Annotated in this window: 26 protein-coding genes; 10 read left to right on the top strand and 16 right to left on the bottom strand. The window is 64.7% G+C overall.

All coding sequences use genetic code 11. The features are described 5' to 3' along the window. Positions 1-6: 6 nt before the first annotated feature. On the bottom strand, positions 7-897 hold the full coding sequence (locus QCE62_RS29705; protein ID WP_309926071.1) for an amidohydrolase family protein: 891 nt from the start codon (positions 895-897) through the stop codon (positions 7-9). 31 nt (positions 898-928) lie between these two features. Then, complete coding sequence (locus QCE62_RS29700) at positions 929-1243, bottom strand: L-rhamnose mutarotase (protein WP_309926070.1); 315 nt, start codon at positions 1241-1243, stop codon at positions 929-931. A 164-nt stretch (positions 1244-1407) separates the two neighbouring features. Between QCE62_RS29700 and QCE62_RS29695 the strand changes: the two genes are divergently transcribed. Further along, on the top strand, positions 1408-2388 hold the full coding sequence (locus tag QCE62_RS29695) for a LysR family transcriptional regulator (RefSeq protein ID WP_309926068.1): 981 nt from the start codon (positions 1408-1410) through the stop codon (positions 2386-2388). Positions 2389-2402: 14 nt separating this feature from the next. Here the strand turns inward: QCE62_RS29695 and QCE62_RS29690 are convergent, their stop codons facing one another. Genes QCE62_RS29690 through QCE62_RS29675 form a run of 4 tightly spaced genes read right to left on the bottom strand, consistent with a single transcriptional unit; the run spans position 2403 to position 6550 of the window. Further along, entirely contained in the window at positions 2403-3185 is a 783-nt protein-coding gene (locus tag QCE62_RS29690) for an SDR family NAD(P)-dependent oxidoreductase (RefSeq protein ID WP_309926065.1), read from the bottom strand. 16 nt (positions 3186-3201) lie between these two features. Next, complete coding sequence (rhmD, locus tag QCE62_RS29685) at positions 3202-4380, bottom strand: L-rhamnonate dehydratase (RefSeq protein ID WP_309819875.1); 1179 nt, start codon at positions 4378-4380, stop codon at positions 3202-3204. 35 nt (positions 4381-4415) lie between these two features. Next, positions 4416-5741, bottom strand: coding sequence for an MFS transporter (locus tag QCE62_RS29680; protein ID WP_309926063.1), 1326 nt, complete (start codon positions 5739-5741; stop codon positions 4416-4418). A gap of 47 nt (positions 5742-5788) precedes the next feature. Beyond that, entirely contained in the window at positions 5789-6550 is a 762-nt protein-coding gene (locus tag QCE62_RS29675; protein ID WP_309819871.1) for an SDR family NAD(P)-dependent oxidoreductase, read from the bottom strand. A gap of 552 nt (positions 6551-7102) precedes the next feature. On the opposite strand from QCE62_RS29675, the gene QCE62_RS29670 reads away from it, so the two are divergent. The 3 genes from QCE62_RS29670 to QCE62_RS29660 all read left to right on the top strand — a co-directional run bounded on the left by QCE62_RS29670 (position 7103) and on the right by QCE62_RS29660 (position 8736). Next, positions 7103-7372, top strand: coding sequence for a hypothetical protein (locus QCE62_RS29670; protein ID WP_309926062.1), 270 nt, complete (start codon positions 7103-7105; stop codon positions 7370-7372). 78 nt (positions 7373-7450) lie between these two features. Next, positions 7451-7654 (top strand): cold-shock protein, encoded by a 204-nt coding sequence (locus tag QCE62_RS29665; RefSeq protein ID WP_309837892.1) that lies wholly within the window; start codon positions 7451-7453, stop codon positions 7652-7654. A 227-nt stretch (positions 7655-7881) separates the two neighbouring features. Beyond that, positions 7882-8736: a helix-turn-helix domain-containing protein gene (locus tag QCE62_RS29660; RefSeq protein WP_309926060.1), complete on the top strand. Its 855-nt coding sequence runs from the start codon at positions 7882-7884 to the stop codon at positions 8734-8736. A gap of 15 nt (positions 8737-8751) precedes the next feature. Here the strand turns inward: QCE62_RS29660 and QCE62_RS29655 are convergent, their stop codons facing one another. The 4 genes from QCE62_RS29655 to QCE62_RS29640 all read right to left on the bottom strand — a co-directional run bounded on the left by QCE62_RS29655 (position 8752) and on the right by QCE62_RS29640 (position 13956). Then, positions 8752-10587, bottom strand: coding sequence for an ATP-binding protein (locus QCE62_RS29655; protein ID WP_309926058.1), 1836 nt, complete (start codon positions 10585-10587; stop codon positions 8752-8754). A gap of 13 nt (positions 10588-10600) precedes the next feature. Further along, the gene (locus QCE62_RS29650; protein WP_309926057.1) at positions 10601-12235 is read right to left on the bottom strand and encodes an ATP-binding domain-containing protein; all 1635 of its coding nucleotides are present in this window, start codon (positions 12233-12235) and stop codon (positions 10601-10603) included. A 106-nt stretch (positions 12236-12341) separates the two neighbouring features. Then, complete coding sequence (locus tag QCE62_RS29645) at positions 12342-13013, bottom strand: glutathione S-transferase (RefSeq protein ID WP_309926056.1); 672 nt, start codon at positions 13011-13013, stop codon at positions 12342-12344. A 22-nt stretch (positions 13014-13035) separates the two neighbouring features. Continuing rightward, positions 13036-13956, bottom strand: a complete 921-nt coding sequence (locus QCE62_RS29640; RefSeq protein WP_309926055.1) for a class I SAM-dependent methyltransferase — start codon at positions 13954-13956, stop codon at positions 13036-13038. Positions 13957-14012: 56 nt separating this feature from the next. Between QCE62_RS29640 and QCE62_RS29635 the strand changes: the two genes are divergently transcribed. Then, positions 14013-14183: a hypothetical protein gene (locus QCE62_RS29635; protein ID WP_309819855.1), complete on the top strand. Its 171-nt coding sequence runs from the start codon at positions 14013-14015 to the stop codon at positions 14181-14183. Between the two features lie 51 nt (positions 14184-14234). Here the strand turns inward: QCE62_RS29635 and QCE62_RS29630 are convergent, their stop codons facing one another. The 3 genes from QCE62_RS29630 to QCE62_RS29620 all read right to left on the bottom strand — a co-directional run bounded on the left by QCE62_RS29630 (position 14235) and on the right by QCE62_RS29620 (position 16724). Continuing rightward, entirely contained in the window at positions 14235-14705 is a 471-nt protein-coding gene (locus QCE62_RS29630; RefSeq protein ID WP_404986150.1) for a response regulator, read from the bottom strand. A gap of 297 nt (positions 14706-15002) precedes the next feature. Further along, entirely contained in the window at positions 15003-15821 is an 819-nt protein-coding gene (locus QCE62_RS29625) for an AraC family transcriptional regulator (RefSeq protein WP_309926054.1), read from the bottom strand. A gap of 159 nt (positions 15822-15980) precedes the next feature. Continuing rightward, a complete protein-coding gene (locus QCE62_RS29620) occupies positions 15981-16724 on the bottom strand; it encodes a response regulator transcription factor (protein WP_309819853.1) in 744 nt (247 codons plus the stop codon). 521 nt (positions 16725-17245) lie between these two features. Here QCE62_RS29620 and QCE62_RS29615 point away from each other — a divergent pair. From QCE62_RS29615 to QCE62_RS29605, 3 genes are all read left to right on the top strand, one after another. Continuing rightward, positions 17246-18538 (top strand): MFS transporter, encoded by a 1293-nt coding sequence (locus QCE62_RS29615; RefSeq protein WP_309926053.1) that lies wholly within the window; start codon positions 17246-17248, stop codon positions 18536-18538. Positions 18539-18668: 130 nt separating this feature from the next. Further along, the gene (locus QCE62_RS29610; protein ID WP_409017937.1) at positions 18669-20135 is read left to right on the top strand and encodes an MFS transporter; all 1467 of its coding nucleotides are present in this window, start codon (positions 18669-18671) and stop codon (positions 20133-20135) included. A 129-nt stretch (positions 20136-20264) separates the two neighbouring features. Then, positions 20265-20432, top strand: coding sequence for a hypothetical protein (locus tag QCE62_RS29605; RefSeq protein WP_309819848.1), 168 nt, complete (start codon positions 20265-20267; stop codon positions 20430-20432). A gap of 88 nt (positions 20433-20520) precedes the next feature. Here the strand turns inward: QCE62_RS29605 and QCE62_RS29600 are convergent, their stop codons facing one another. Next, positions 20521-20793, bottom strand: coding sequence for a hypothetical protein (locus tag QCE62_RS29600; RefSeq protein ID WP_309926050.1), 273 nt, complete (start codon positions 20791-20793; stop codon positions 20521-20523). Positions 20794-20916: 123 nt separating this feature from the next. Then, positions 20917-21762 (bottom strand): helix-turn-helix transcriptional regulator, encoded by an 846-nt coding sequence (locus QCE62_RS29595; protein WP_309926048.1) that lies wholly within the window; start codon positions 21760-21762, stop codon positions 20917-20919. 273 nt (positions 21763-22035) lie between these two features. Between QCE62_RS29595 and motA the strand changes: the two genes are divergently transcribed. Together motA and motB are read left to right on the top strand one after the other, a co-directional pair. Further along, positions 22036-22908 (top strand): flagellar motor stator protein MotA, encoded by an 873-nt coding sequence (motA, locus tag QCE62_RS29590; RefSeq protein ID WP_309926047.1) that lies wholly within the window; start codon positions 22036-22038, stop codon positions 22906-22908. A 33-nt stretch (positions 22909-22941) separates the two neighbouring features. Then, on the top strand, positions 22942-23922 hold the full coding sequence (motB, locus tag QCE62_RS29585) for a flagellar motor protein MotB (RefSeq protein ID WP_309926045.1): 981 nt from the start codon (positions 22942-22944) through the stop codon (positions 23920-23922). 77 nt (positions 23923-23999) lie between these two features. Here the strand turns inward: motB and QCE62_RS29580 are convergent, their stop codons facing one another. Then, positions 24000-25331 (bottom strand): Nramp family divalent metal transporter, encoded by a 1332-nt coding sequence (locus tag QCE62_RS29580; RefSeq protein ID WP_309926043.1) that lies wholly within the window; start codon positions 25329-25331, stop codon positions 24000-24002. Between the last annotated feature and the right edge of the window lie 10 nt (positions 25332-25341).

The raw sequence follows: 25341 nt of genomic DNA, 5'->3' as shown, positions 1-25341 counted from the left end.
ACCTCTCTAGATCCGGTAGATGCGCTCGGCATTGCGCACGAACAGCGCGTCCTTCTCGCTGTCGCTCGCCCCGCCGACGATCCGCGCATACGCGTTCCACAAGCCGGTATAACTGCCGAACAGCCGGTCCACCGGAAAGTTCGACGCGAACATCGCGCGCTCGCAGCCGAACACGTCGATGCATTCATGCACGTAGGGCCGCAGGCTTTCGAGGGTCCAGTCGTGATCGAACATCGCGAAGCCGCTCAGCTTCACCGCGACGTTCGGACACGCGGCCAGCAGGCGCATGCCGTCGCGCCATTCGCGATAGCCGCGCGTCGCATTGCGATCGACGAACATGCCCGCGTGATTGACGATGAACTGCGTATCGGCATGCTCGCGTGCAAGTTGCGCCGCTTCCGCCATCTGCGACGGATACAGTTGCAGGTCGAACGACATGCCGTAGCGACGCAGCAAGCCGAAGTGCTCGCGCCATTGCGGCTCGCGCATGTAATGGCGGCCGACGTAGTCGTACAGCGGATCGTCATGCACGTTCAGGATCTGGCGGATGCCGCGCGTGTTGGCAAACACGGCATGGGCTTCGAGCACGGCCGGCGCATCGTCCGCCGAAAGATCCGCGCCCGCGATCATGCCGTTCGGCATGCCGCGCCCTGCGCCATCCGCGATGCCCTGCAGCCAGCGCGTTTCCTCCACCGGATCGGCGGGATCGTGATTGGCGTCCACATGCACGATCTTCAGCACCTGGATGTCTTCGGCATCGCTCAGCAGATCGCCGAGCAGATAGTCGTGCTTCAGCTTGCGCGCGTCGCCGACGAAGGAGGTCTGCGGATTCGCGAGCCAGGGGTAATGATGCGTGGACAGATCCCACAGATGGATATGCGGATCGACGACCTGCATGGTTGCGCTCCTCGCGAAAGCGGCCAGGGTTTCAGGGTAGATGGAAGACCGGCGTCAGCGGCACGCTCAGCGGCGCGTTGTCGGCGTGCGTCTCCATCAGTTCGGCCATGCTGTCCCACCAGGTGCGCATGATGGGCAGCATCGGCAGCGCATCGACGGTGTGGTCTGCCGTGCGCGCGTAGATGGCGAAGAGATGTCCGGTCGATTCGTCGAGAAAGATGCGGTAATCGCGGATGCCCGCGGCGCGCAACGCTTCGGCCAGTTCCGGCCAGATCTCGCGGTGACGCCTTGTGTATTCCTCGCGCATGCCTGGTTTCAGGGTCATGCGAAATGCCACTGTCTCCATGGCGGACCGCCTTGTTCTGATTGAGTGTTTCCCTGTGTCCGGGACTCGTTGTGCTGCGACTATAATTCGCCGACCGATAACACGACAATCCGAATGCAGGATTGGCCGATCGCAAAACCGTATCGCTGCGCCCTATCATCGCGCGCTTTCACGCGGACTGTCGAATGAACGAGATTGCGTCCCACACTGTGTCGCCGAGCCCATCGCCCAGCATCTCGCCGAGCGCTCTGGTCAACCGGCTGAAGTTCAAGCATCTCGCGCTGCTCGTCGCACTCGACGATGCCCGCAACCTGCATCAGGCCGCCGAAGCCATCAACGTGGCGCAGCCGAGCGCAAGCCGCATGCTGGGCGATATCGAGGAGGCGTTCGGCTTCCTGCTGTTCGAGCGCAATGCGCGCGGCATGCAGCCGACGCCGCTCGGCATGGCGGCGCTGGCTTACGCGCGCCGCTCGCTTGCGGACCTCACGCGCTTCGCCGAAGACCTCGACGCCAAGCGCCGCGGCGGTCACGGCCAGTTGACGGTGGGCGCGATCATGGGTGCCGCGCCCGACGTGCTGGCCATGGCCGTCACCGAACTGAAAACTGAGCGGCCCTTGCTGAACGTGCGCATCCTCGGCGAAACCAGCGATCAGGTCGTGCAGTTGCTGCATCGCCGCGAAGTGGATCTCGCGCTCGGACGGCTGACCACGCCGCTGCAACACAATGACTTCGACTTCGAGCCGCTCGCCCGCGAGGCCATGCGACTCGTGGTGCGCGCGAGCCATCCGCTGGTCGGCAAGACCGCGCTCACGCTCGAACAACTGGTGGGCTGGCCATGGATCCTGCAACCGATCACGAGTCCCGCGCGCGCGCTCTTCGAGGACGAACTCGCGCGTGCGCGGCTCAGCTCGCCGGCGGACATCGTGGAATGCGCGTCGATCTTCGCGACGCTTCAATTGCTGCAAAACGGCGAGGCCGTCGCGATGCTGCCCGAGTCCGTCGTGCGCGACTATCTGCGCGCGCAGTTGCTGGTGGAACTGCCGATCGAGGTCGGCAAGAGCCTGTCGGGCTTCGGGCTGCTCCGCCGCCGTTTCGAAACCTTGAGCGAACCCGCCGAGTATTTCATCGCGCTGCTGCGCAAGTACTCGGCGTCGGCGCAGCACTGACGCACTGAAGCACGTTATTGCAGGTTCACGAACAGCCCGCCATCGACCAGCAAGGACGCGCCCGTCACATAGCGCGCGCGCTCCGAGCCGAGGAACACCACGCATTGCGCGACATCATCGGGTTCGCCCAGGCGGCCGAGCGGAATGCGCTTCTCCATATAGGCGCGCTTGTCCGGGTCGGCGAGATCCTCGGCGTTGAGATCCGTCGCGATGGTGCCCGGCATCACCGAATTGCAGCGGATGCCATACGGCCCGAGCGCAATCGCGCACGACTGCATCAGCGAATGCACGCCCGCCTTGGTCGGCGTGTAATGCGTCTGCATGCCGCCGCCGACGAGCGCGCTGATCGAACTCGTCGCGACGATCGCGCCGCCCGTGCCCTGCGTTTTCATCTGGTTCGCCACCGCCTGCGTCACATAGAACGCGCCGTTCAGATTCACGGCGACCGTGGTTTCATAGACGGCGGGCGGCATGTCGAGGAACGCATGAAACGGGCAGATCCCGGCGTTGCTGGACAGCACATCGATGCGCCCGAACGCCTCCACCGTGCGCCGGACCAGTTCGGCGCCGGTATCGTGCTCGGCGACGTTGCCTTCCACTGCAATTGCGCGGCGTCCCAGCGCCTCGATCTCGCCGACGATCGATTCCACCGCCGACCCGCGGCCATAGGAACGATCGTTGTCGCCCCAGTAGTTGATGGCGACGTCCGCGCCTTCGCGGGCGCTGGCCAGCGCAATCGCCCGGCCGATGCCGCGCGATCCGCCGGTCACCACGACGACCTTGTTCTCAAGCAGCATGACGTCCTCGTCCTCGTCAGTGGGTATAAGGCCTTTCGAGCTTGCACTCGGGATTGAGCCGCACGCCGAAGCCCGGCGTCTCGGGCACCTTCATGCGGCCGTTCACCGGCACGGGTTCGTCGAGCAGGAGCGGCGTGAACATCGGCACCACCTGGTCGGCCTTGGGCGCCATCATCAGGAACTCGGCGAACGGCGAGTTGTGGCGCGTGACGACGAAGTGATAGCTATACACCGACGAACCATGCGGCACGACCAGCACGTTGTGCGCATCCGCGAGCGCCGAAATCTTGATGAGCTCGGTGATGCCGCCGCACCAGCCCACATCCGGCTGCACCAGGTCCGCGCAGCCCATCTCGAACAGCATGCGGAAGCCCCAGCGAGTCGCCTCGTGCTCGCCGGTCGACACCATCATGCCGCCGGGCACGCTGCGGCGCAGTTCGGCATAGCCCCAGTAGTCGTCCGGCGGCAGCGCTTCCTCGATCCACTTGAGACCATATTCCCGCGCCGCGTGCGCCAGCCGCTTCGCGTAGTTCACATCGAGGCTCATCCAGCAGTCGAACATCAGCCAGAAGTCGTCGCCCACTTTCGAGCGCATGTCGGCCAGCTTGGCGATATTCTTCGCGAGCCCTTCCTCGCCCTCCGCCGGACCATGCTGCAAGGGCATCTTGCCGCCGATGAAGCCCATCTGCTTCGCCAGATCAGGCCGCGCGCCGGTGGCGTAGAACTGGAGTTCGTCGCGCACCGGGCCGCCGAGCAGCTGGAACACCGGCTCCTTGCGCACCTTCGCGAGCAGGTCCCACAGCGCGAGATCGACGCCCGAAATCGCGTTCAGCACAATGCCCTTGCGTCCGTAATAGAGCGTCGCGTTGAACATCTGATCCCACATCTTCTCGATGTCGGTCACGCGCTGTCCTTCCAGAAAACGCGCCAGATGCTTCTCGACGATGAACGCGCCGATCTCGCCGCCCGTCGTCACCGCGAAGCCGACGGTGCCGTCGCTCGCCTCGATCTCCACCACCAGCGAGCCGAGCACGTTCAGGCCAAACGACTGGCGGCTCTTGCGGTATTCGGGATAGCGCGCCATCGGCGTGGCAATGTGATCGTCGATCCAGTGATCGGCGCCCTGATCGTGATAGTCGGCGCCGCCGCCGCGAACCGTGAAGGCGCGCACCTGGCGAATCGTAGGCATGGACATGGTCTGCTCCGTGTTGGGCTGGGTGTTCAGGAGGTTCAGGATGCACGGGCGTTGCCGGCGCGCGCATCGGCTAGCGGGAGGTCGCGGTGCGGGCGCACCATCACGACGATGATCAGCGCCGCCAGCACGCTCGCGCCGCCGAGCACCATGAGGCCGGTGCCGGTCGAGTGCAGGGCGGCGTCGGCGGCGGTGCGGGCCATCGGCGCGAAGAAGCCGCCGAGTCCGCCGAGCGAATTGATCAGCGCGATGCCGGCGGCGGCGGCCGCGCCGGTCAGATAACGCGTCGGAAAAGTCCAGAACAGCGGCTGCGCGGCGATGAAGCCGCTCGCGGCGCAGCACAGCGCGATAAGCGAAATGGCCGGATGCCCCGCCAGTCCCGACACGGCAATCGCGACGCCCGACATCAGCAGCAACGCGACGGCGCACAGGCGATGCCGCCCGGTGCGGTCGGCGTAGCGCGGCACGATCCACGTGACGACCACAGCGGCAAGCCAAGGCAGCGCCGTCACCAGTCCCACGCGCAATCCCACCTTCGTGCCGAGCAGCGCCGCCACTTGCTGCGGCAGATAGAACACGACGCCGTACACGGCCGCCTGGATCAGGAAGTAGACGCAGCACAGCACCAGCACGCGGGCATCGACGAGCGACGCCAGCACGCTGCGCGGGCCATGCGAGGACGCGAAACGGGCATCGTCGGCGAGTCGCGCGACCAGCGTGGCGCGTTGCTCCGGCGTGAGCCAGCGGGCGCGGGCGGGATCGTCGTCTAGATACCAGAAAGCCCACACGCCGACGATCGACGCAAGCAGCCCTTCGACGAGAAACAGCCATTGCCAGCCGTTCAGGCCGGCCGCGCCGTGCAGGTCGAGCAGCAGGCCGGACAACGGCGCGCCGAAGATAAACGCGAGCGGCGCGCCGAAATAGAACACGCCGAGCGCGCGCGCCCGCGCCGATTGCGGAAACCAGCGCGTCAGGTAATAGACGATGCCCGGAAAGAAGCCCGCCTCCGCCACCCCGAGCAGGAAGCGCAACGTATAGAAGGTCGTCGCGTTGTGCACGAAGGCCATCGACGCCGAGACGAGACCCCACGTGACCATGATGCGGCACATCCACAGCCTGGCGCCGACGCGATGCAGCAGCAGGTTGCTCGGCACCTCGAAGATCGCGTAGCCGATGAAGAACACCCCCGCGCCGAAGGCAAACGCCGCATTCGACAGACCGGTGTCCTGCTGCAACGCCTTCTGCGCAAAGCCGATGTTGGCGCGGTCGAGAAACGCCAGCACGTACATCAGTAGCAGGAACGGCAGCAGCCGGCGCATCACGCGCGACGTGACGGCGCCTTCCGCGCGTGCGGAGTCATCCATGTCTCTCTCCAGAAGCGCCGCGCAGGGACGCGCGGCGGCCGTCCGCTTCAATAGGTGGCGCGTCCGCCCGACAGGTCGAACACCGCGCCCGTGCTGAACGCGCAGTCTTCGGAGGCGAGCCACAGGATCAGCGACGCGGCCTCGTGCGGCAGCAGGAAGCGGTTCATCGGGATTTTGGAGAGCATGTAGTCGATGTGCTGCTGCGACATCGAATCGAAGATTTCGGTCTTGGCAGCCGCGGGCGTGACCGCGTTGACGAGGATGTTCTTGCCGGCGAGTTCCTTGCCGAGCGACTTGGTCAGCCCGATCAGCCCCGCCTTCGACGCACTGTAGTGCGACGCGTTCGGATTGCCTTCCTTGCCGGCAATCGACGCAATGTTGACGATGCGTCCATAGCCGCTTTTCAGCATGTGCGGCACGACCGCACGGCAGGTCAGATACGGGCCGATCAGATTGACGTCGATCACGCGGCGCCATACGTCCGGCGCGAGTTCCCAGGTGCTGCCGTTGCCGCCGGTGATGCCCGCATTGTTGACCAGCACGTCGATCCGGCCGTGCGCGGCAAGTGTTTTCTTGACGGCGGCATCGACGGAGGCCTCGTCGGTGAGTTCGACGACCGCGTCGCTCACGCGGCGTCCGGGGTGTTGCGCCGTGAGGTCGGCGCTGGTGCGTTGCAGGCGTTCGCCGTCCGCATCCCAGAGGGCGACGTCGGCGCCCGAGTCCAGCGCCCGTTCCGCAACCGCGAGGCCGATGCCCCGCGCACCGCCCGTGATGATCACCGTGCGTTCAGCCAGATCGATACGGTTCATGCGTGTCTCCTTTCGTTGTCTCGTTGGACTTATGGCCGGTTCGTGCCGTGGAAAGCACTATAGTCCGGCGCCAATAGCGGAACAATTCGAAAGGGCGATCGTTCGATAGCAAAAGTGAATCGAACGGCGTGCGACGTTGAATTTCGGGGCAATCAGCCCGTGTGGCGCTGCTTTTCGCGTGGCCGCGAACCCCCGCCGACCTGCAAGAAGCGATTTTCCGCCAGGAAAGCGCTGTCCCGGAAAGTTCTGTCTGCGAAACGCGCGAATGCAAAAAGCGCGGCGACGCCCACGGGGCTGATCAACATGACGGCAAGCAACACGATTTCGACTCCAGTCTGACCCGGTTGAAGTCTAAATCGTCGTGTGACGTCAATTGTCGTGAAATTGGACAATACTCCGTTCAACCTGCGCGAATACTGCGGCTAATCGCTCCAGACTGTCAGCCGGGGAATTCGTCTTTCGAACGCTCAGGCACGCACGTTGCTCAAGTCAGCGGCCGTCGATTGAAACGCGCATGCCGCGCGCACGACGATCACTCATCTACAAGAAAGCATGTTCACACCGAAAGCCTGTACCGCCACCTGCGTTCTCGACGGCATGCCCGTCACGCTCACCTACTACCCAGACACCACCCTGCTGCGCATCACCGACGCCAACGGCCGCTGTGTGCGCGAAACGCGCTGGCCCGCGCCGTGGCGCACGCTGCTCGCGACGCTGCGCGAATTCAGCGGCGGCAATGGCGACCACGAACTGTCGTCCCTGCTCGACGAGATTCCCGTGGCCGCCGCGCCCGCCCGGTCGCGCGTGGCGGCGATGGCCTGATCCCGGCACTGCTGCAAAACCGTATTGATCAACCCAGGCGGGACGCCGTCTCGCTCAACGCTGCAAGAAGAGGAAACAATGGCAACTGGTACTGTGAAGTGGTTCAACGACGCAAAGGGCTTTGGCTTCATCCAGCCGGACGACGGCACGCCCGACGTGTTCGCGCATTTCTCGGAAATCCGCGCCGACGGCTTCAAGTCGCTGCAAGAGAACCAGCGCGTGATGTTCGAAGTGCGCCAGGGACCGAAGGGCTTGCAGGCCGCCGAGATTCAGCCGCAGTAAGGCAGGATCAGCGCGAGCGCGGCGCCGGGAGATTGCTGCCGGCGCGACTGCGCGCTTTGTCGGAAGAATTCTTTTCTTCAATTCAATCAATGCAGTACGAGGAATCTGCCGGCACCTTTTGAGTGCGTCGGGCCGCGCCCTTTACAATGTCCGTTCGACTGCGCCTGGCCGATCGTCGCGCCAGACTGTTCCCCTCCCGCAGTCCCACTTTTCACTCCGCTGGCGGTATGGTCACTGAAACGTCTTCTTCGGAATCACTCGCCGTCGCTGAACGCGTGCGCGAGCTCATGGGCCGTCATGGCATCGGCAAGCGGCAACAGACCGCTGAGTTGTGCCGCATTCTCGATCTGAGTTTTTCGCAAGGTCACCGCAAGCTGCGCGGCAACAGTCCGTGGACGCTCGCACAAATCCGCCGGGTCGCCGACGCTTTCGACGAACCGGCCCTCAAGCTGTTCGATTCGATCAACACCCGCCCCGACGAAACCGAAGGCACCGCGCACGACGCCGTCTTCAAGCTCGGCTCGGTGGAGATTCCCTGCATGGCGTGGGTCGGCAATGCGCTCGATCCGGGCAGCCGTCCGGATTTCATCGCGCAGAAACTCAATGGCCGCTGGATCGTCAGCAAGCACGAAGGCGTGTTGCTGCACGAAGCGAGCGACGTCCACAAGATCGAGATCCAGCCGCGCCGCCCGGACACGGACAAGCCGGTGATCGCCGTGGTCGATGACGACCACGCCTCCGCCGACAACCTGCACGACTATCTCGAAGCCACCGGCTTCACGGCGATGGCCTTCTATGGTCTCGACGCTTTCCTCGAAGCCTTGCAGTCGCAGGTTTTCGATGCCGTGGTGATCGACTGGCTGTTCGGCGTGCATACGTCGGCGGGCGCGATCCGCGCGGTGCGTGAATCGGACAATCCGGATGCGCCGATCTTCGTGCTCACCGGCGAACTGACCACGGGCAAGGCAAGCGAATCGGAGATCAGCCAGCTGATCCGCGACTACAATGCCACGTGCTTCGAAAAGCCCGCCCGGCTCGGCATTCTGGTCGCCGATCTCTCCAAGCGCCTGATGCGCAGCTAGGCGCGTTGCCGGCCCTCAGCTCACGCGCCGCCGTGCCATCACAGCGCGGTGGACGGCGCCTTTCAACACTTCGTAGCGCACCGGCTTCAGCAAATAGTCGAAGAACAGGATGGCCGCGCTCGGATCCACCAGCTCGGGCGCGTATGCGCTCACCGCGATGATCGGGACGCTGGCGCCGGGCGCGATGCGCGCGCGGTATTCGTTGGCGAACGAGTAACCGTCCTTGCCGGGCATGTGCAGGTCGGCCAGGATCACGTCGGCGTCGTTGGCCCGCAGCCAGGCGAGTGCGCTGTCCACCTCCGGCATGGCGACCGCGGAATAGCCCAGATGCGTGAGCATTTCGCTCAGCGATTCCCGGATCGACTCGTGGTCGTCGATGACCAGCACGCGCGACTTGCGCTGCGCCGGCGCCGCCGCGTCGAGCTCGGCGCGCGCGGGCAGATGATCCACCGACACGACCGGCAGGCTCACGCGAAACGCCGCGCCCTGGCCCACTTCGCTCGACACCGTGATCTTGCCGCCGAGCAGTTCCACCAGTCCGCGCACGATGGCGAGGCCCATGCCGGCGCCGTCGAAACGCCGCGTGCTCGATGAATCGAGCTGGGTGAATTCCTGGAAGATCAGCGGCAACTGCTCGCGCGGAATGCCCGGCCCCGTGTCGATGACGGAAATGTCGAGGCGCTTCTCGGTGCGCATGAAGTGCACCTCGACCGAACCCGTATCGGTGTACTTGATGGCGTTGGTGACGAGATTCGTGACGATCTGCCGCACGCGATGCGCATCGGATTCGAGCGGGCCGCGCTCGCCCGCGAAGTCGCCGCGCAGCGCGAGCCCCTTGGCGGTCGCGGAGGACGCATTCGCATCGACGATCGATTCGAGCAGTTCGACCGGATCGAACGCCATGGTGCGCAGTTCCAGCTTGCCCGCGCCGAGCCGCGCGTAGTCGGTCAGGTCGCGCATTTGTGCTTCCAGATGACGCGCGCCGGATTCCAGCCGGTGCATGATCTTGCGATCCGCATCGCCGCGCGCGTTCAGCCCGAGCAGTTCCACCGACGACACGATGGCATGCAGCGGCGTGCGCAGTTCATGGCTCAGCATGCCGAGGAAGGTGTCCTTGGCGACGCCGGCTTCGCGGGCCGCGCGCGTCGCCTGGTGCTCGGCCGCGAGCGCCGTGCGTTGCTGTTCGATCAGGCGCGTGCGGCGGTAGCCGTTGAACAGCAGCAGCATGGTGGCCGCCGCCGACAGGATGCCGAGCAGAATGCCGCCAAGAATCAGATAGCGGCGCTTGGCGTCGAAATCGCGCACGATGCTTTCGCGCTCGGCCACATCCATCAGGCGCCGCCCGCTCGCCAGCTCCGCCACGACCGGCGCATTCTGGCGCAGCACGCCGACGATGCGCAGACTGTGTCTTCGCTCGGCATCGATGGCATCGACGTCGGCCTGGATGGAATCGAACGCGGTCTGCAATTGCCGCAGGATTTCGCGCTGCCGGTTGAACAGCGCTTCATGGCCGGCGGCGAGCCCCGGCGACGACGAGACCTGCAGCAGCCGCGCACGCAGCAGCCGATAACTCGTGCGCACGGCGTCGGCATCTTCGTCGATGCCGTTGCGGTACAGCAGCACGTGATTCTCGAAGCGTTCGTAGGCGATCTGGAACTGTGCGGCATCCCAATACACGTCGTACGGAGCGACGAGCGTATGGGTTTCGCGCGCGAGCAGCCCCGAATAGAGCATGTAACCGACCGCGCCGATGGGCGGCGCGATGGCCAGCGCGACCAGCGCCGCGTACCACAGGCGGCGGAACCATGGACGCACGGCCGGGCCGCGCACGGAAGAGACGGAACTCGTCACGGGCAGCCGGCCGCTACAGCGCCTCGATGGCGCGTGCGGCGCGTTCGGAGGCCACGACGATCAGCTTCATGGTCGCGCGCGTGGCGCCGACGAAGATCTTGCGCGCGGCCTGTTCGTCGAGCGGGTCGAAGTCCACTTCGGTGAGGATCACGCACGGCGCGGACTGGCCCTTGAAGCGATAGATGGATTCGAGCAGGACGTCGCCTTCGCGATATTCCGGGTTGCCGAACAGGTCGTAGGTGCCGGTGAACGCACGCAGCCTGTGCGGACCGAGCTGCTCGACCGCCGTGAGCGCCGAGCCTTCACGGCCGCGGAACGACAGCACCGCGATGTCCTGCTTGCGGAAACCGAGCGAGAGCGCCTGCGTGATCGCACGCTTGGTGGCCTCGACGATCTCCTCGGTGTGACCGTTCTCGTAGGTGGCGATGCTGACGTCCGAACCGTCGAACGGACTGCCTGCGTCGAGCCGCACCTCGGGGCCGACGATCTTGCGAATGAAACCCAGGAGATCGCGCGGGCTGCGATAGTTGGTCGATTCGCGCAGGATGGTCCAGCCCGGCAAGGGCACCGGCTCACGCAGATACAGGTTCTGCATCGGGTCTTCGAGCCACCACCATGCGCCGGCCGGGTTCAGCAGGCGTTCCAGCGCCTCGACCCAGGCCGCCTGGAAGTCCTGGCCTTCATCGACGATCAGCACGTCGGTCTTCCAGTGCTCCGGCACCGGCACGGCGGCGAAGCGCTCCTCGAGCGTGGCGAAGATATCGGGCTGGCTGAAGTCGGGCGGGCTGCCTGCATCGCGCGCCACCGCCGCGCTCAGTTGATGGTAATTCGCGACCTTCGCCTCTTTCGGCGCGATGGCGCGGATGTGATCGGCAAGCGGCCGGTTGAAGCAGACATAGAGCACGCTCTTGCCCTGCGCGAGCGCCTCGCGCATCACGCGCACCGCGAGCTGTGTCTTGCCCGCGCCGGCGGTCGCGATCACACGCAAGCGGAACGGTTCGAACTCGAGCCGCCGTGCCCAGGTGGCCAGCCCGCCCGAGAGCCGCGTGACGAGCGTATTGGCCGCGCCGACCAGCGCGTTGGTGTCGGGCGTGAGGGAGAGTTCGTCGGCGAGAAAGTGATGGATACGGGCCGCCGCCTCGAAGCGCGGTTCATCCGGCGGGAGGATATCCAGCACGACGCGCGCGAGTTTGTCCTTGCGGCTGGCGTCGACGATCCGCGCAGGCGGCACGCCCGCAATGGCCGCGTCCTTGATCGTGTAATCCGGGCAGTACAGCAGTTCCTCGATCCGGTAGGTGCCCGCGCCGAACGCCGCCGTGAAGCGCCGATGCAGGTTTTCCAGCGTGCGCGCCAGCTGGATGGCGACGTTGCGTTCCTTCTGCAGATAGACCTTCACGAGGCCGGCATTGGTTTCGCGCAGGAAGCCGGCCTTCTGTTCGATCATCAGCACGCGTCCGGACGGCGCCACGACGACGAAATCCGCCTCGCCGAATACCGAGAAGCCTTCGTTGACGCGCGTCCAGTGCACGCCGTGATACACCGTGTACTCGTCCGGCAGCTTTTCGAGCCGCGTCAGGGTTTCGAGCTCGCGCGCGGCCGCGCCCGTTGCTTCGAGATTCTTCCAGTCGTCAGGAACGATTCGAGCCATGCTTGCCTTTGGGTTTGCGTCCAGCGATTGACTTTGTGCGGCTCATTGTACGCAAGAGGCCGGGCGTTCCGAACCTGGCCGGATGGCTAGTTTTGGTTAGCGTCGGCTAGCTCGCGTAGTCGTAACGCCCGCCGCGTTCCAGCGCGCGCTGGTACGCGGGCCGCGCATGGATCCGTTCGAGGAACGCGCGGATATGCGGCAACTGCTTGGCCCCCGCGCGCTGGCTGCCCGCTTCGAGCGGGAAGCTCATCTGCACGTCGGCGGCGCTGAAGCTATCGCCGGCAAACCAGGGCGATTTGGCGAGTTCGGCGTCGATGTAGCCGAAGTGCAGCCGCAATTGCGGATCGATGAAGCTGCTCTGCATCGTCTGCGCGATGCGCCGTGCAATCGGCCGCACGAAGAACGGCATCTTCGCGCTTTCAAGACGCCGCGCGACCAGCTTGAGCAGCAGCGGCGGCATGGCCGAGCCTTCGGCGTAGTGCATCCAGTAGGTGTAGCGCACGCGCTCGGGCGAAACGCCCGGCGGCGGCGAGAAGCGCCCTTCGCCGTAACGCTCGACCAGGTAGTCGATGATCGCGCCCGACTCCGCGAGCGTCAGGTCGCCGTCCGTCACGACCGGCGACTTGCCGAGCGGATGCACGGCGCGCAGCTCGGGCGGCGCGAGCATCGTGTGCGGATCGCGCTGGTAGCGCTTCAGTTCGTATTCGACGCCCAGTTCTTCCAGCATCCATAGGACGCGCTGCGAACGGGAGTTGTTGAGGTGGTGGACCGTCAGCATGAGTTTGAATTTTCCGTGTCGCTCACCGCACCCGCACCGTGACCCCGGAAGCATCCGGGTCCACGCGCGCGGCGATCGGCGCCGAATGACCGGCCGGCCAGGCGATGCCAAACGGCAGATCGTCGTTTCGATAGATCGTCAGGTCGTTGAAGCCGGCTAGCTTCAGTTCCTCCAGCACCGACCATTCCGAGAAGCGCCGCATCTCCAGTGTCTCGCCCGGGCCGCCATGGAACACGAGGTTGTAGAAATACTGCACGTCGCCATTCGGCTTCGTATTCTTCAGCATCGGACCGAGGTATTCATCCTCGACGATCCGGTAATCGTGGAGATCGGAGAAATGCTCCGTCGTGAGGACGTGCTGCTCGCCCTGGTGGAAGTAAGGCACCGTGAACACGAACACGCCGCCCGGCTTGAGGAGCCTGCGCGTATTGTCGAAAGCCCTGTGCACCGGCGCGGCAACATGCTCGAACACATCCGTCGAGACGACGAAGTCGAGCGTCCCTTCCATCGCAGGATCGATCTGCGTGATGTCGAGCCGCGGTTCCTGGTGATAGAAGGTGTTGCGGTACGCAATCCGGTGCGCGATGGGACCGGCGTAGCCATGCCAGCAACTCATCCCGATGCCGACGATATCCGGCCGCGGCGGATCGATTTGCGCGATCGTCATGCTTCGCCCGAACAATTCGCGCGTCAGCACCTGCACGATCGACCTCATCCTCACGGTCGAGCCGCACGAGGTGCAGCTGGGCTCCTCGCGCGTCAGCCGCGCCTTCTCGACGCTGTTGGCCTGTCCGCAAATATTGCAGGTGAACGCCACGCACCGGTCTGCTTCTCGAACCACCTCATGAGCATGCGACATAGTCTCGGTCTGCCGTGTCGAAGAAAGAGTGGCTCGGATTCTATCAATATCCCCGACACACCGGCCCGTGGCGCCGGTACGCATCTTGCAGGCAGCATGCCTCTACCTGTCGACAACTAGAAACAGAGAAGGAGAAAACGATGACGTTGATCATTTACCTCGTCGGATGGCTCGTGCTGATCGGCGGCGTGTCGTGGGCGCTCGTCGCGATGCACGTCTCGCAGCACACGATCATGATCGTCGCCGTCATCATGCTCGGCATTGCGATCATCACGGGCGCAACTCGGGCACGCAACCGCGACCGGTCCTGAGCGCGTAGCGGCACGCGGCGCAGCGCGCCGCGTGCGATGGCCTTCGGCGCGCTACATCACGACGCGCGCTCCGGCCGCATCCTGGATCAAGGTGACGAGTTCATCGGGATGCACGGGTTTGGTCATGAAGTGCTGGAAACCTTCGCCGATGCTGCGCAGGCGGTATTCTTCGCCATCGTGTCCCGTCAGCGCGATGGCGACGGACGGCGGCAGGTTGCCGCGTATTTCATGGTCCCGCAAACGTTGGATCAGGTAGAAACCATCCATTTCAGGAAGGTCGAGATCGCAGATCACCGCGTCGGGAAGATGCTCGATCGCCGCCTGCGCGCCGTCCTCGGCGTCGGCTACGGCGATGACTTCGGCCCCCTCCTCTTGCAACAGCATCTGCAGCGATGCCCTGCTTTCCGGATCGTCCTCGATGAGCACGATCCGCATATGCCCCAGTCTTGCTACTTCGTTCATGATGTTCTTTTCAACTGCCAAAAACGGAATTCTCGCGACGGTCTCCTTGACTCGCCGCATCGGGCGCTCCGCAAACACGCGGTGCGCCTTGTTGACACGAAAACGCGGCGGGAATTCCGAACGCACCGCTATTTGAGCCGCGCGTGCGCCGGTGCGGAACGCCTCGCGGTTTCTTGCCACGCCCGGCGAATCGTCGCTGGCCGTGGCGTGCGTGTTCGAGCAAGAAGCGGACCGGTTTTCTCGAAACAAGCCGCGACCGCCCGTCTGGCGGGCCTGAGCGCCGGTTACACGCAGCCGGATCCGCCCTGGAACCGCACGACCATGTAATTCAGGGACCAGTTGTACCCCGATTTCCCGTCAGACTTTTGTGTCCTGCGGCGAATCGGGGCGCATTGTGCCCGATTGCAGCAACGCGCGGTATTCGGACGGCGTGATGCCGACCGTCGCCTTGAACTGGCGCGTGAACGCGCTGTGATCCGTATAGCCGCACAACGCCGCGACGTCCGTGACCTTGTCGTCTTGTGAGACCAGCAGCGCGGTGGCGGCGTCGAGACGGGTCTTCAGCAGCACCTGCCGCGGCGTCAGGTGAAACACCTTGTGGAAATAGCGCTCCAGTTGCGCAATCGACATGTTGGCCATTTGCGCGAGTTGCCGCATGTTGAGCGGCTGGACGTAGTTCTCCTGGATGTGCCGGACCACCGCGGCAAGCCGGCTGTAGGCGGGATGCGTGCCTTCGGCAGCCTGCAGGTCGCGCGAGATGCCCGCCAGCCCGACGATCGCACCCTGGCCGTCCAGCAACGGCTGCTTGCAGGTCATGCACCAGCCCGGCTCGCGGCCCGGGTAGAGATGCAGTTCGAGCTGGTCGATGAGTTGATGCCCCTGCGCGATGATCGCCTGGTCCTGCGCGGTGTAGATGCGGCCGAAGCGGCGGGGAAACACTTCTTCGGCGGTCTTGCCGAGCAACGCCGTCTTGTTGTCCTTGTAGCCGCACCGCCGGGCGAGCGTGCGGTTGACCATCGCATAGCGCGCTTCACGGTCTTTCACGAAGAACACGATGTCCGGCATGGCGTCGAACACCGGCGCGAGCTGGGCGAAATGCCCGAGCATGTCGGCAAGCGTGGATGCCGGAGGGCGCGCGATGAAAGTCCCGCTCGATGGGGCTGCCGTGCTCGTCATGCGTCGTGGTGTCGGGGTGCAATCGGGTTGAGGTCGAATGCCGCGCGCCGGAAGCGCGAGGGATTCTGGCGCTCGATTATAAAAGCGCCCCGCCCTGAAAAAAATGCGTGCCGCCCCCACGATGCATCGCGATGCGACCCACGCTGGCTGCCCCCGCCGTCAGGCGGCGATCTGCGCGGCGGCGGACTCGACGCGCTCGTCGCCTCTTCCCTTGCCGTCGTCGTACAGATGAAGCAGCCGATACCCGCTCTTGTAGACCGGCTGCAGCCGAAAGTTGTTGACCGGCTCGATTTCGAGCGCGAGCCGCAGACGCGACACGTGGCTGTCGATGGTCCGCGTCGTTTCGCGGAACTCGCGTCCCCAGACCATCGCGAAGATGTGATCGCGCGACAGCACGCGGCCGATGTTCGAGAAGAACAGCTGCGCCAGCCGGAATTGCGTGCCGCTCAGCTGCACCGGCTTGCCGCGCACCGTGACGATCTGCTGGCGGGCGTCGAAACGATACGGGCCGATTTCGAGGCAGGCGTTCGACGTGGTCGGATAGGCGCGCCGCAGCAGCGCCTCGATGCGCGCGCCGAGTTCGCCGGGACGGATGGGATAGACGACGTAATCGTCCGCGCCGGCGGTGAGCGCGCACACGACGTTGTGCTCGGCGCCGTCCGGCGTGGCGAACAGCACGGGCACGCGCTCGCCGAAGCTGGAGCGCACGGATTTGAGGAGATCCAGTCCGCACAGGCCGGTGGAATTCCAGTCGAGGATCAGCAGATCGACCGTGGAGCGCGACAGGGCTTTCGACAGCACGAGGCCGTCGCCAAAAGTCACGCAGGTATGGCCGAGTCGCTTGACGACGTCGCTGACGAGATTTCGATAACTCGGATCGGTTTGCAGAACGGCGACGCGCATGGTGTCTTACCTGATGAGTCCAAGGGACATGGAGCGGATGCGCGGCTAAAGGCATCCGCCGGGCGTCTCGTCGAAGGGATGAGACGGGCGCTTCGAACTCGGCATTCTGGGCAAGCACGCGCCGCTTTCCCATCGGACTCGTCTGAATTGTCAATGCATGTGTCCGGGCATGAGGACAATCTCGTGCCGTCTTATGCGCGCAACCCCTGCAAAAAATAGAACGGCATTTCGTTTTTTCAGCCGCTTGCATCCTGTAACATCGCGCGTCTGGCTTTTCAGTCCCCGCTTACGCCGTTTTACCGAGACGTCGCGTAGCAAGCTGCGCCGCGGCTCTCCGCCGCTTCCCGCAGCGCGGATGGACGGGTGGCGGCTCTCGACTCCGCACCTGTCCGGTCATCGGCGTTTTCCACACCCGGATCCGCCGCGCGCCCATCCGGCGCACCCGACCCTTCCCGCATCGGGCACAGCCTCGCCCTGCCCGCGCGTCACGCGTGGTCTTTTCACTCACGGGTTTTCTTTCGATGCAGGCAACACCTCTGTCCGACGCCCCGCGCGCGGCCAGCCGCGCCCTCACGCGCGGCGACTACAAGACGCTCACGCTCGCCGCGCTCGGCGGCGCGCTCGAGTTCTACGACTTCATCATTTTCGTGTTCTTCGCACCGGTCATCGGCCAGCTGTTCTTCCCGCCGGCCATTCCTGACTGGCTGCGCCAATTGCAGACTTTCGGCATCTTCGCGGCGGGTTATCTGGCGCGTCCGCTGGGCGGGATCATCATGGCGCACTTCGGCGACCTGCTCGGACGCAAGCGCATGTTCACGCTCTCCGTGCTGCTCATGTCGGTGCCGACCCTGCTGATGGGCCTGCTGCCCACGTATGCGTCGATCGGCCTGATGGCGCCCGTGCTGCTGCTCCTGTTCCGCGTGATGCAGGGCGCGGCGGTCGGCGGCGAAGTGCCGGGCGCGTGGGTGTTCGTGTCGGAACACGTGCCGGCGCGGCATATCGGCTATGCATGCGGCACGCTGACGGCAGGCCTCACGGCGGGCATCCTGCTCGGCTCGCTGATCGCGACCGGCATCAACAAGGCGTTCACGCCCGCCGACGTCGCCGCTTTCGGCTGGCGCCTGCCGTTCCTGCTGGGCGGCGTGTTCGGGCTGTGCTCGGTCTATCTGCGCCGCTGGCTGCACGAAACGCCCGTCTTCGCCGAACTCAAGCTGCGCAAGTCGCTCGCGGCGGAACTGCCGCTCAAGGCCGTGCTGCGCGACCACGGCCGCGCCGTGATCGTTTCGATGCTGCTCACGTGGATGCTGTCGGCGGCGATCGTCGTCGTGATCCTGATGACGCCGACGCTGCTGCAGAAGCAGTTCCACCTCGCCCCGGCGACGGTCCTGATGGCGAACTGCGCCGCGACGCTGTTCCTGACGATCGGCTGCGTGCTGGCCGGCGCGATCGCGGGCCGGATCGGCGCGGGCAAGACCATCTTCATCGGCGGCCTGGCGCTGGCGGTGTCGTACTGGATGCTGTTCCGCGAAGTCGCCGTCGATGCCTCCGCGCTCCTGCCGTGGTATTCGGTCGCGGGCTTTTTCGTCGGCGTGATTGGCGCGATTCCGTTCGTGATGGTCAAGTCGTTCCCCGCCGCCGTGCGTTTCTCGGGCATTTCGTTCTCGTACAACGTCGCGTACGCGGTGTTCGGCGGACTGACGCCCATTGTCGTTTCGCTGTTCATGAAGTCGAGCCCGCTCGCGCCGGTGTGGTATGTCGCCGCGCTGTGCGTGGTGGGCGCGCTGACGACGCTGTTCATCAAGCACGCCCGTTAAGTTCGGGTTTCATTCGAGAAAAATGGCGCACCTGCTGATGCAGTGCGCCATTTTTTTGGTCCGATGTCCGGATTTCACGTTTCAGGCCAGCCCGAAACATCGAACGCGCGACGCGCCTACGATGGTCGGCATGAACTCGAACCTTTCCTCCTCCTCCGCGCATCTTTCCGGGCGGCAGAAGCTCGTCGTGACCGCGACCAGCGTCGGCTTTGTCGTGTCCCAGCTGGATGTGTCCATCGTCAATGTGGCGCTCGCGAGCATCGGCCGCGATCTGAGCGCGAGCGTCTCGAGCCTGCAATGGACCGTCGACAGCTATGCGCTCGCGTTTTCCGCGCTGATGCTCTCGGCCGGTTCGCTCGGCGACCGCTTCGGCGCGCGGCGCATGTTTCTCGGCGGACTGCTGCTGTTCGGGCTGGCATCGCTTGCGTGCGCCTTTTCAACCGATGCGCCGCAGCTGATCGCCGCCCGCGCGGCGCAGGGCGTCGGCGCTGCCGCGATGCTGCCTAACTCGCTCGCCCTGCTCAACGCGGCGTGCGGCCACGATCAGCGGCTGCGCGCTCGCGCTGTCGGGCTCTGGACGGCGGCGGGCGCGGTGTCGATTGCGTCGGGGCCGATCGTCGGCGGCCTGCTGATCGCGGCCTTCGGCTGGCGCAGCATCTTCTGGGTGAATCTGCCGGTCTGCGCGGCGGGTATCGTGGCGACGTTGCTGTGGGTGCGGGCCGCGCAACCAAAGAATGCGCATGACGCCCGCGGTCTCGACCTGCCGGGTCAGGCGCTCGCGATCGTGGCGCTGGCGGCGCTGGTGGGCGCGGTGATCGAATGGCGGCCGCTCGGGATCGCTCATCCGCTCGTGTGGGGAGGATTTTTGCTCGCGCTGGCGGCGGGTGGCGGTTTCATCGCGACTGAACGAAGAAGCGCGTCGCCGATGCTGCCGCTCTCGCTGTTCGCCGAGCGCACCTTCAGCGCGGCGGTCTTGTTCGGTATCGGAGTGAATCTCACCTACTATGGAACGGTGTTCATTCTGAGCCTGTACCTGCAACGCGTGCTCGGCCATACACCGCTGCAAACGGGCCTGGCGTTCCTGCCGCTGACGGGCGGGTTCCTCATCTCGAACCTGGCGAGCGGACCCGTGGTGGCGCGTTTCGGCTCGCGCGGTCCGATGATCGCGGGCGCGCTGCTCGACGCCGCCGGTTTCGCCGCACTCTGTTTCGTCGATGCGCACACGCCCACGGCCGCCCTGCTATTGCCGTTCCTGCTGATTCCGTCCGGCATGGGGCTCGCGGTGCCCGCGATGACGACCGCCTTGCTCGGCACCGTCGGCCAGCAGCGCGCGGGGACGGCGTCGGCGGTGCTCAACACGGCGCGCCAGGCGGCGGGAGCGATCGGGGTCGCGGCGTTCGGCGCGCTCGCGGGTCATGGGGACGGCGCGGCGGGCGCGGCGCATATCGTCGATGCCGTGCGCTGGTCGGCCGGAATTTCCGTCGCGCTCCTGCTGGGCACGGCGTTGGTTGCGCGTCAGATCAGCAATTCGGCGCAGACAAACAAGGATCGCCCGTCAGACTGCGTGCGCAACGCGCTTTCGGAGAATGTTGACTAAATGCAGCAATTTGACGCGTGTCAGTCAGCGGGTACGCCTGTTGCAACGATCAAGCGAGACGCCCGGGGCAGACCGGATCGAAGCAAGCTGCCTCGGAGCCTGAAGCCATCCAACCTCAAGGAGAAGCTGATGTCGACGCTGCCCCGTTCCCCTGAAGAGCCGTACGAACCGGATCCCGACGAATTGTTCGATCCCGATGCGGCGCCGAACCCCGACGATCCGGACATGCCTGACGGCCCGGATTCCGCCACGCCGATGGTGCCCGCCGATCCGAAAAACGGCGAACCGCGCCTGTAGCGCCGGACGTTTCCGCCTGACAAGACAATGCCCGCGCGGCTCGAAGAACCGCGCGGGCACGTTTGTGTGACGCCGGCTGCCGCGAAGCCTACAGGCTCGTGGTCTGCACAGCGCCGGTTTCCAGTGCGCGCTCGATGAGCGCTTCCTGCTGCGCCTTGCGAACGGCATCGGCAACGAGCGACGCGGGCGCTTCCACTTCCGCCTTGATCGTGCTGATGATGCCTTCCGCTTCGACGATCACCAGTGACTCCGCCGAATCTGCGCGGCTGATGATGACGCGCGGCGGGCCGCCGCCGTCCGCAATGCTTGCGCAGAACTGCATGCTTTGCCCGCCGATCACTTGCTCGAATGTTTGAATCATCGCTATCTTCCGCGTTGGTTGGACAAAAGCTCACCAGGCTCGGAATATCCGGCCTGCCTTTCTGATTGATCCGCCTGCCCGCACGAGGTTCCATTCTGTAAGCCCGTGCGCGCCGGCGCAAGTTCAGCGTCGTGCCTCGGCGAGCCGGCCGAGGATGGCGGCGGTGACGTCGTCGGCGGGAAACAGGGCTTCGATCGCCAGCTCGGACAAGGTGATGTCGACCGGCGTGCCGAACACCGTGGTCGTGCTGAAGAACGAAAGCATGCCATGCGGCGTGCGCAGGCGCAGCGGCACGACCACCGGATCGGGCTCGTGACGCCTGGACGGCGGCGCGTGGGCGTGCGCGGGCGCGGGATACGCCTCCAGTTCGGCGTGCAGTGCAAGCAGCACCGGATCGCCCGACACCTCCACCTGCCGATGCAGCCGCGCGAGCAGATGCGCGCGCCACTCGTGCCAGTTGTCGATGACGCCGGCGAGTCCGCGCGGATGCATCGAGAGGCGCAGCGCGTTGACGGGCGGCGCCAGCAACGCGGCATCGGCGGATACGATCAGCGGCGGCAGCGCCGCGTTGGCCGCGACGATATTCCAGTGGCGGTCGATGGCAAGTGCCGGAAACGGCTCGTGACCTTTCAGGACCAGTTCGACGGCGCGGCGCGCGCTGGCCATATGCGGATCGGCCAGGGCGCGCTCCCGATACAGCGGCGCGTAGCCTGCCGCCATCAGCAGCGTATTGCGCTCGCGCAGTGGCACATCGAGCTGTTCGGCGAGGCGCATCACCATTTCCCGGCTCGGCAGCGCCCGCCCCGATTCGACGAAGCTCAGGTGCCGCGTCGAGACATCGGCCTCGCCGGCCAGATCGAGCTGGCTCATGCGTCTTCGCTGACGCCATTCGCGCAGCAGCGCGCCGACGGTCGCGTCCGGGGCGGAGGACGCCGGATCAGCAAGGGCGTGGACGAGAGTCGAGTTCATGCGGACGATCTTAGTCGAACCGGATGCGCCCGTTCCATTACCTGCCACGTCATCACAGCGCGACTGCCTTGCGTCCGCGGCGCCGATCGGCCGGAACGTAACATTTACGACGCAAACATTTGCGCAGAAAAACTTGCTCCGGACACCCTTCATTTCCCGTTCTTACCGGCCGTTAAGAGCCTGAACAAGCGAACAATGCGTCGCGAGCCGTGCGCGTCTTTTCTTCAAGCAAGCACGCACGGCCCGCGGCGCGCGGAAAACTGCGGAGAAATCATGTTTGTCATCATCGGATGGGTGGTGGTCATCGGCTCGGTGATCGGCAGCTTCATCGGCGTCGGCGGCCACCTGGCCGCGCTCGTGCAGCCGTTCGAGCTGCTGTGCATTTTCGGGGCGGCGATCGGCGCATTTGTCGTGTCGAATCCAACCGCGACGCTCAAGAAGACCCTGCAATCCATCCCGAAGGCGTTCAAGGGCGGCGGCTATACCAAAGAGAAGTACGTCGCGCTGATCGCGCTGCTGTACGAACTGCTTCAGAAGGCGCGCAAGGAAGGCATGATGGCGCTCGAAGCCGATGTCGACGCGCCCGAATCCAGCCCGCTGTTTCAGAAGTACGAGCACGTGATGGCCGATCATCATCTGCTCGACTTCATCGTCGACTATCTGCGCATGATGTCGGCGGGCAATGTCAACGCGCTCGAGATGCAGGACCTGATGGACGAGGAACTCGAGACGCATCACACCGAGAGCTCGGTCGCGGCCAACGCGATCCAGAAGATGGCCGATGGCCTGCCTGCGTTCGGTATCGTCGCCGCCGTGATGGGCGTGGTGCACACGATGGGTTCGGTGGGCGCCGCGCCCGCCATCCTCGGCGAGATGATCGCGGGCGCGCTGGTCGGCACGTTCCTCGGTATTCTGCTGGCTTACGGCTTCATCGGCCCGCTCGCCGATCTGCTCAATGCAAAGGGCGCTGCGGAAGCGAAACCGTTCCAGTGCGTGAAGTCGGTACTGCTTGCTTCGATGAACGGCTACGCGCCGACTATTGCGGTGGAATTCGGCCGCAAGGTGCTGTTCACGGCGGACCGCCCGAGCTTCAAGGAACTGGACGACGCGGTGCGCGCGACCAAGATGCCGAAAGCGGCTTCCTGACCTGCACGCGCACGCAAGAAGGAAATCACTCTCATGGCTGAGAAACCGTCACGCGATCCGCTGCAATCCGTACTTGCGCCCACCGTGGTCGTGAAACGCAAGAAGAAGGCGCACGGACATGGCCATCACGGCGGCGCGTGGAAGATCGCCTACGCCGACTTCGTCACCGCGATGATGGCGTTCTTCCTGTTGATGTGGCTGCTCGGGTCCACGTCGAAGTACGACAAGGAAGGCATCGAGCAGTATTTCAACACGCCGTTGTCGGCGTTGTTCGGCAACGATGGCGGTGCGTCCACGCATACGAGCGTGATTACCGGCGGCGGTCAGGATCTGTCGAGCACGCGTCCCGGCGAAGGCAAGAAGAGCCAGACGCAGCCGGTGCCGCAGACCATCGCGCGCGCCGCTGTTGCGATGGAGGATTTGCAGAAGCTTCAGCAACTGAAGCAGAAGCTGACTGCCTTGATCGAACAGACGCCGGCGCTGCGTGCGTTCAAGGATCAGATCCGGATCGCGATCACGAGCGAAGGCTTGCGTATCGAGATCGTGGACTCGCTCAATCGGCCGATGTTCGCTTCCGGCAGTTTCAGGCTCGAAGGTTATGTGACCACGATTCTGACCAACATCGGGGCTTCGCTGAACGATGTGGAGAACCGCGTGTCGATCGCGGGACATACGGATGCGGTGCCCTATTCCGGTGGTCAGGCCGGGTATTCGAACTGGGAATTGTCGAGTGAGCGCGCGAATGCGGCGCGGCGCGCGCTGGTGGCCGGGGGGATGAAGGAAAGCAAGGTGCTGCAGGTGCGCGGGCTGGCTGACGTGCTGCCGCTGAACAAGGATGTGGTTGATGAGCCGACTAATCGGCGGATCAGTATTCTCGTTCTTAACAAGGCCGCGGAGCAGGCGTTCTTCAAGGATGGTGGGAGGACGACGGTCGATCAAGGGCAACCGGTGGAGGCTGCGATTCCGGCTGCGGTGGCGGCGAAGTCGAATGGGACGGTGAGTGTGGTGAAGTAGCATTGCGACCAATCGGGCCCGCGGAGGAAACACGAGTTCGGATCGTGCTTCACGTCGCGGGCTCTTGACCCGACGTCTCACCCCACCCACTCCCCCACCGTCTGCACCACAAGCCAAGCATTCGCGGCACTGATCACCACAAACAACCCCCACGCGGCCACCTTCATCCAACTCGCGTTGACGAACTCCCCCATGAGCCTCCGATCGCTGGTCATCCGGATAAGCGGATACAAGGCAAACGGCAACTGCAAACTCAACACCACCTGACTCCCCACCAGCAATTTCCCCACCGCCCCATTCCCGAGCCAATAAACCCCGATCAGCGCAGGGATCAACGCCAGCGCCCGGGTAATGAACCGTCTCTGATAACAGGGAATCTTGAACCTCAAGAACCCTTCCATGATGACCTGCCCGGCAATCGTCCCGGTGAACGTCGAACTCTGCCCGGACGCGAACAGCGTCACCGCGAACAAGACCGCCGCCAGCCCCGTCCCCACGATCGGCGCAAGCAGCTTATAAGCGTCCTCGATCTCGGTCACCTGCGTATGCCCGGTCGCATGAAACGCCGACGCCGCCAGGATCAGGATCGCCGCGTTGATCATCAGCGCGAGAATCAGCGACACGATGGTATCCAGCCGTGAAAGCGTGATCGCAGACCGAAGACTTGTCCGGTCACGCTCCACCACCCGCGTCTGCACGATGGACGAATGCAGATAAAGGTTATGCGGCATCACAGTCGCGCCAAGAATCCCGATGGCGAGATAAAGCGGCTCCCGCTGGCTCAATGCATGGATCGAAGGCACGAGCCCGGCCGCCACCGAAGGCCAGTGCGGCTTCACGAGCACGAGCTCCACCACATAACCGATCCCGATCGTCGCAATCAGCCCGAGCATGATCGCTTCGAGATCACGAAAGTTCTTGCCCTTCAATCCGAGCACGATGAGCGTATCGAACGCTGTCAGCACGACGCCCCAGATCAGCGACACGCCGAAGAGCAAATGAAACGCGAGCGCACCACCCAGCACTTCGGCCAGATCACACGCAATGATCGACAGCTCGGCCAGCACCCACTGCGCATTCGCTACCGGCTTCGCATAGCGTTCGCGCGACAACTGCGCAAGATCCTTCCCCGTGACGATGCCGAGCCGCATGGCAAGACATTGCAGCACCATCGCCGCGAGACTGGACAGCACCACGACGAACAGCAGCCCATAGCCATAGCGCGAGCCGGCTTCGATATCCGTCGCCCAGTTTCCCGGATCCATGTAGCCGATGGAAATGAGCAAGCCGGGTCCCGCGAATTGCAGCAGCTTCTTCCAGAGCGGCGCGCCGGATGCAACGGCCACGGAGCCTTTGACTTCGGAAGGACAGAACGGCGCGGTGGCCGTAGTCGGCAGATTGAACGGCAATTTATCGATC

Origin of the sequence: Caballeronia sp. LZ033 (assembly GCF_031451265.1) — a bacterium.
In the GTDB taxonomy this organism is placed as follows: Bacteria; Pseudomonadota; Gammaproteobacteria; order Burkholderiales; family Burkholderiaceae; genus Caballeronia.
The sequence above is the reverse complement of the archived record's forward strand: the minus strand, read 5'-3'. Positions and strand labels throughout refer to the sequence as shown.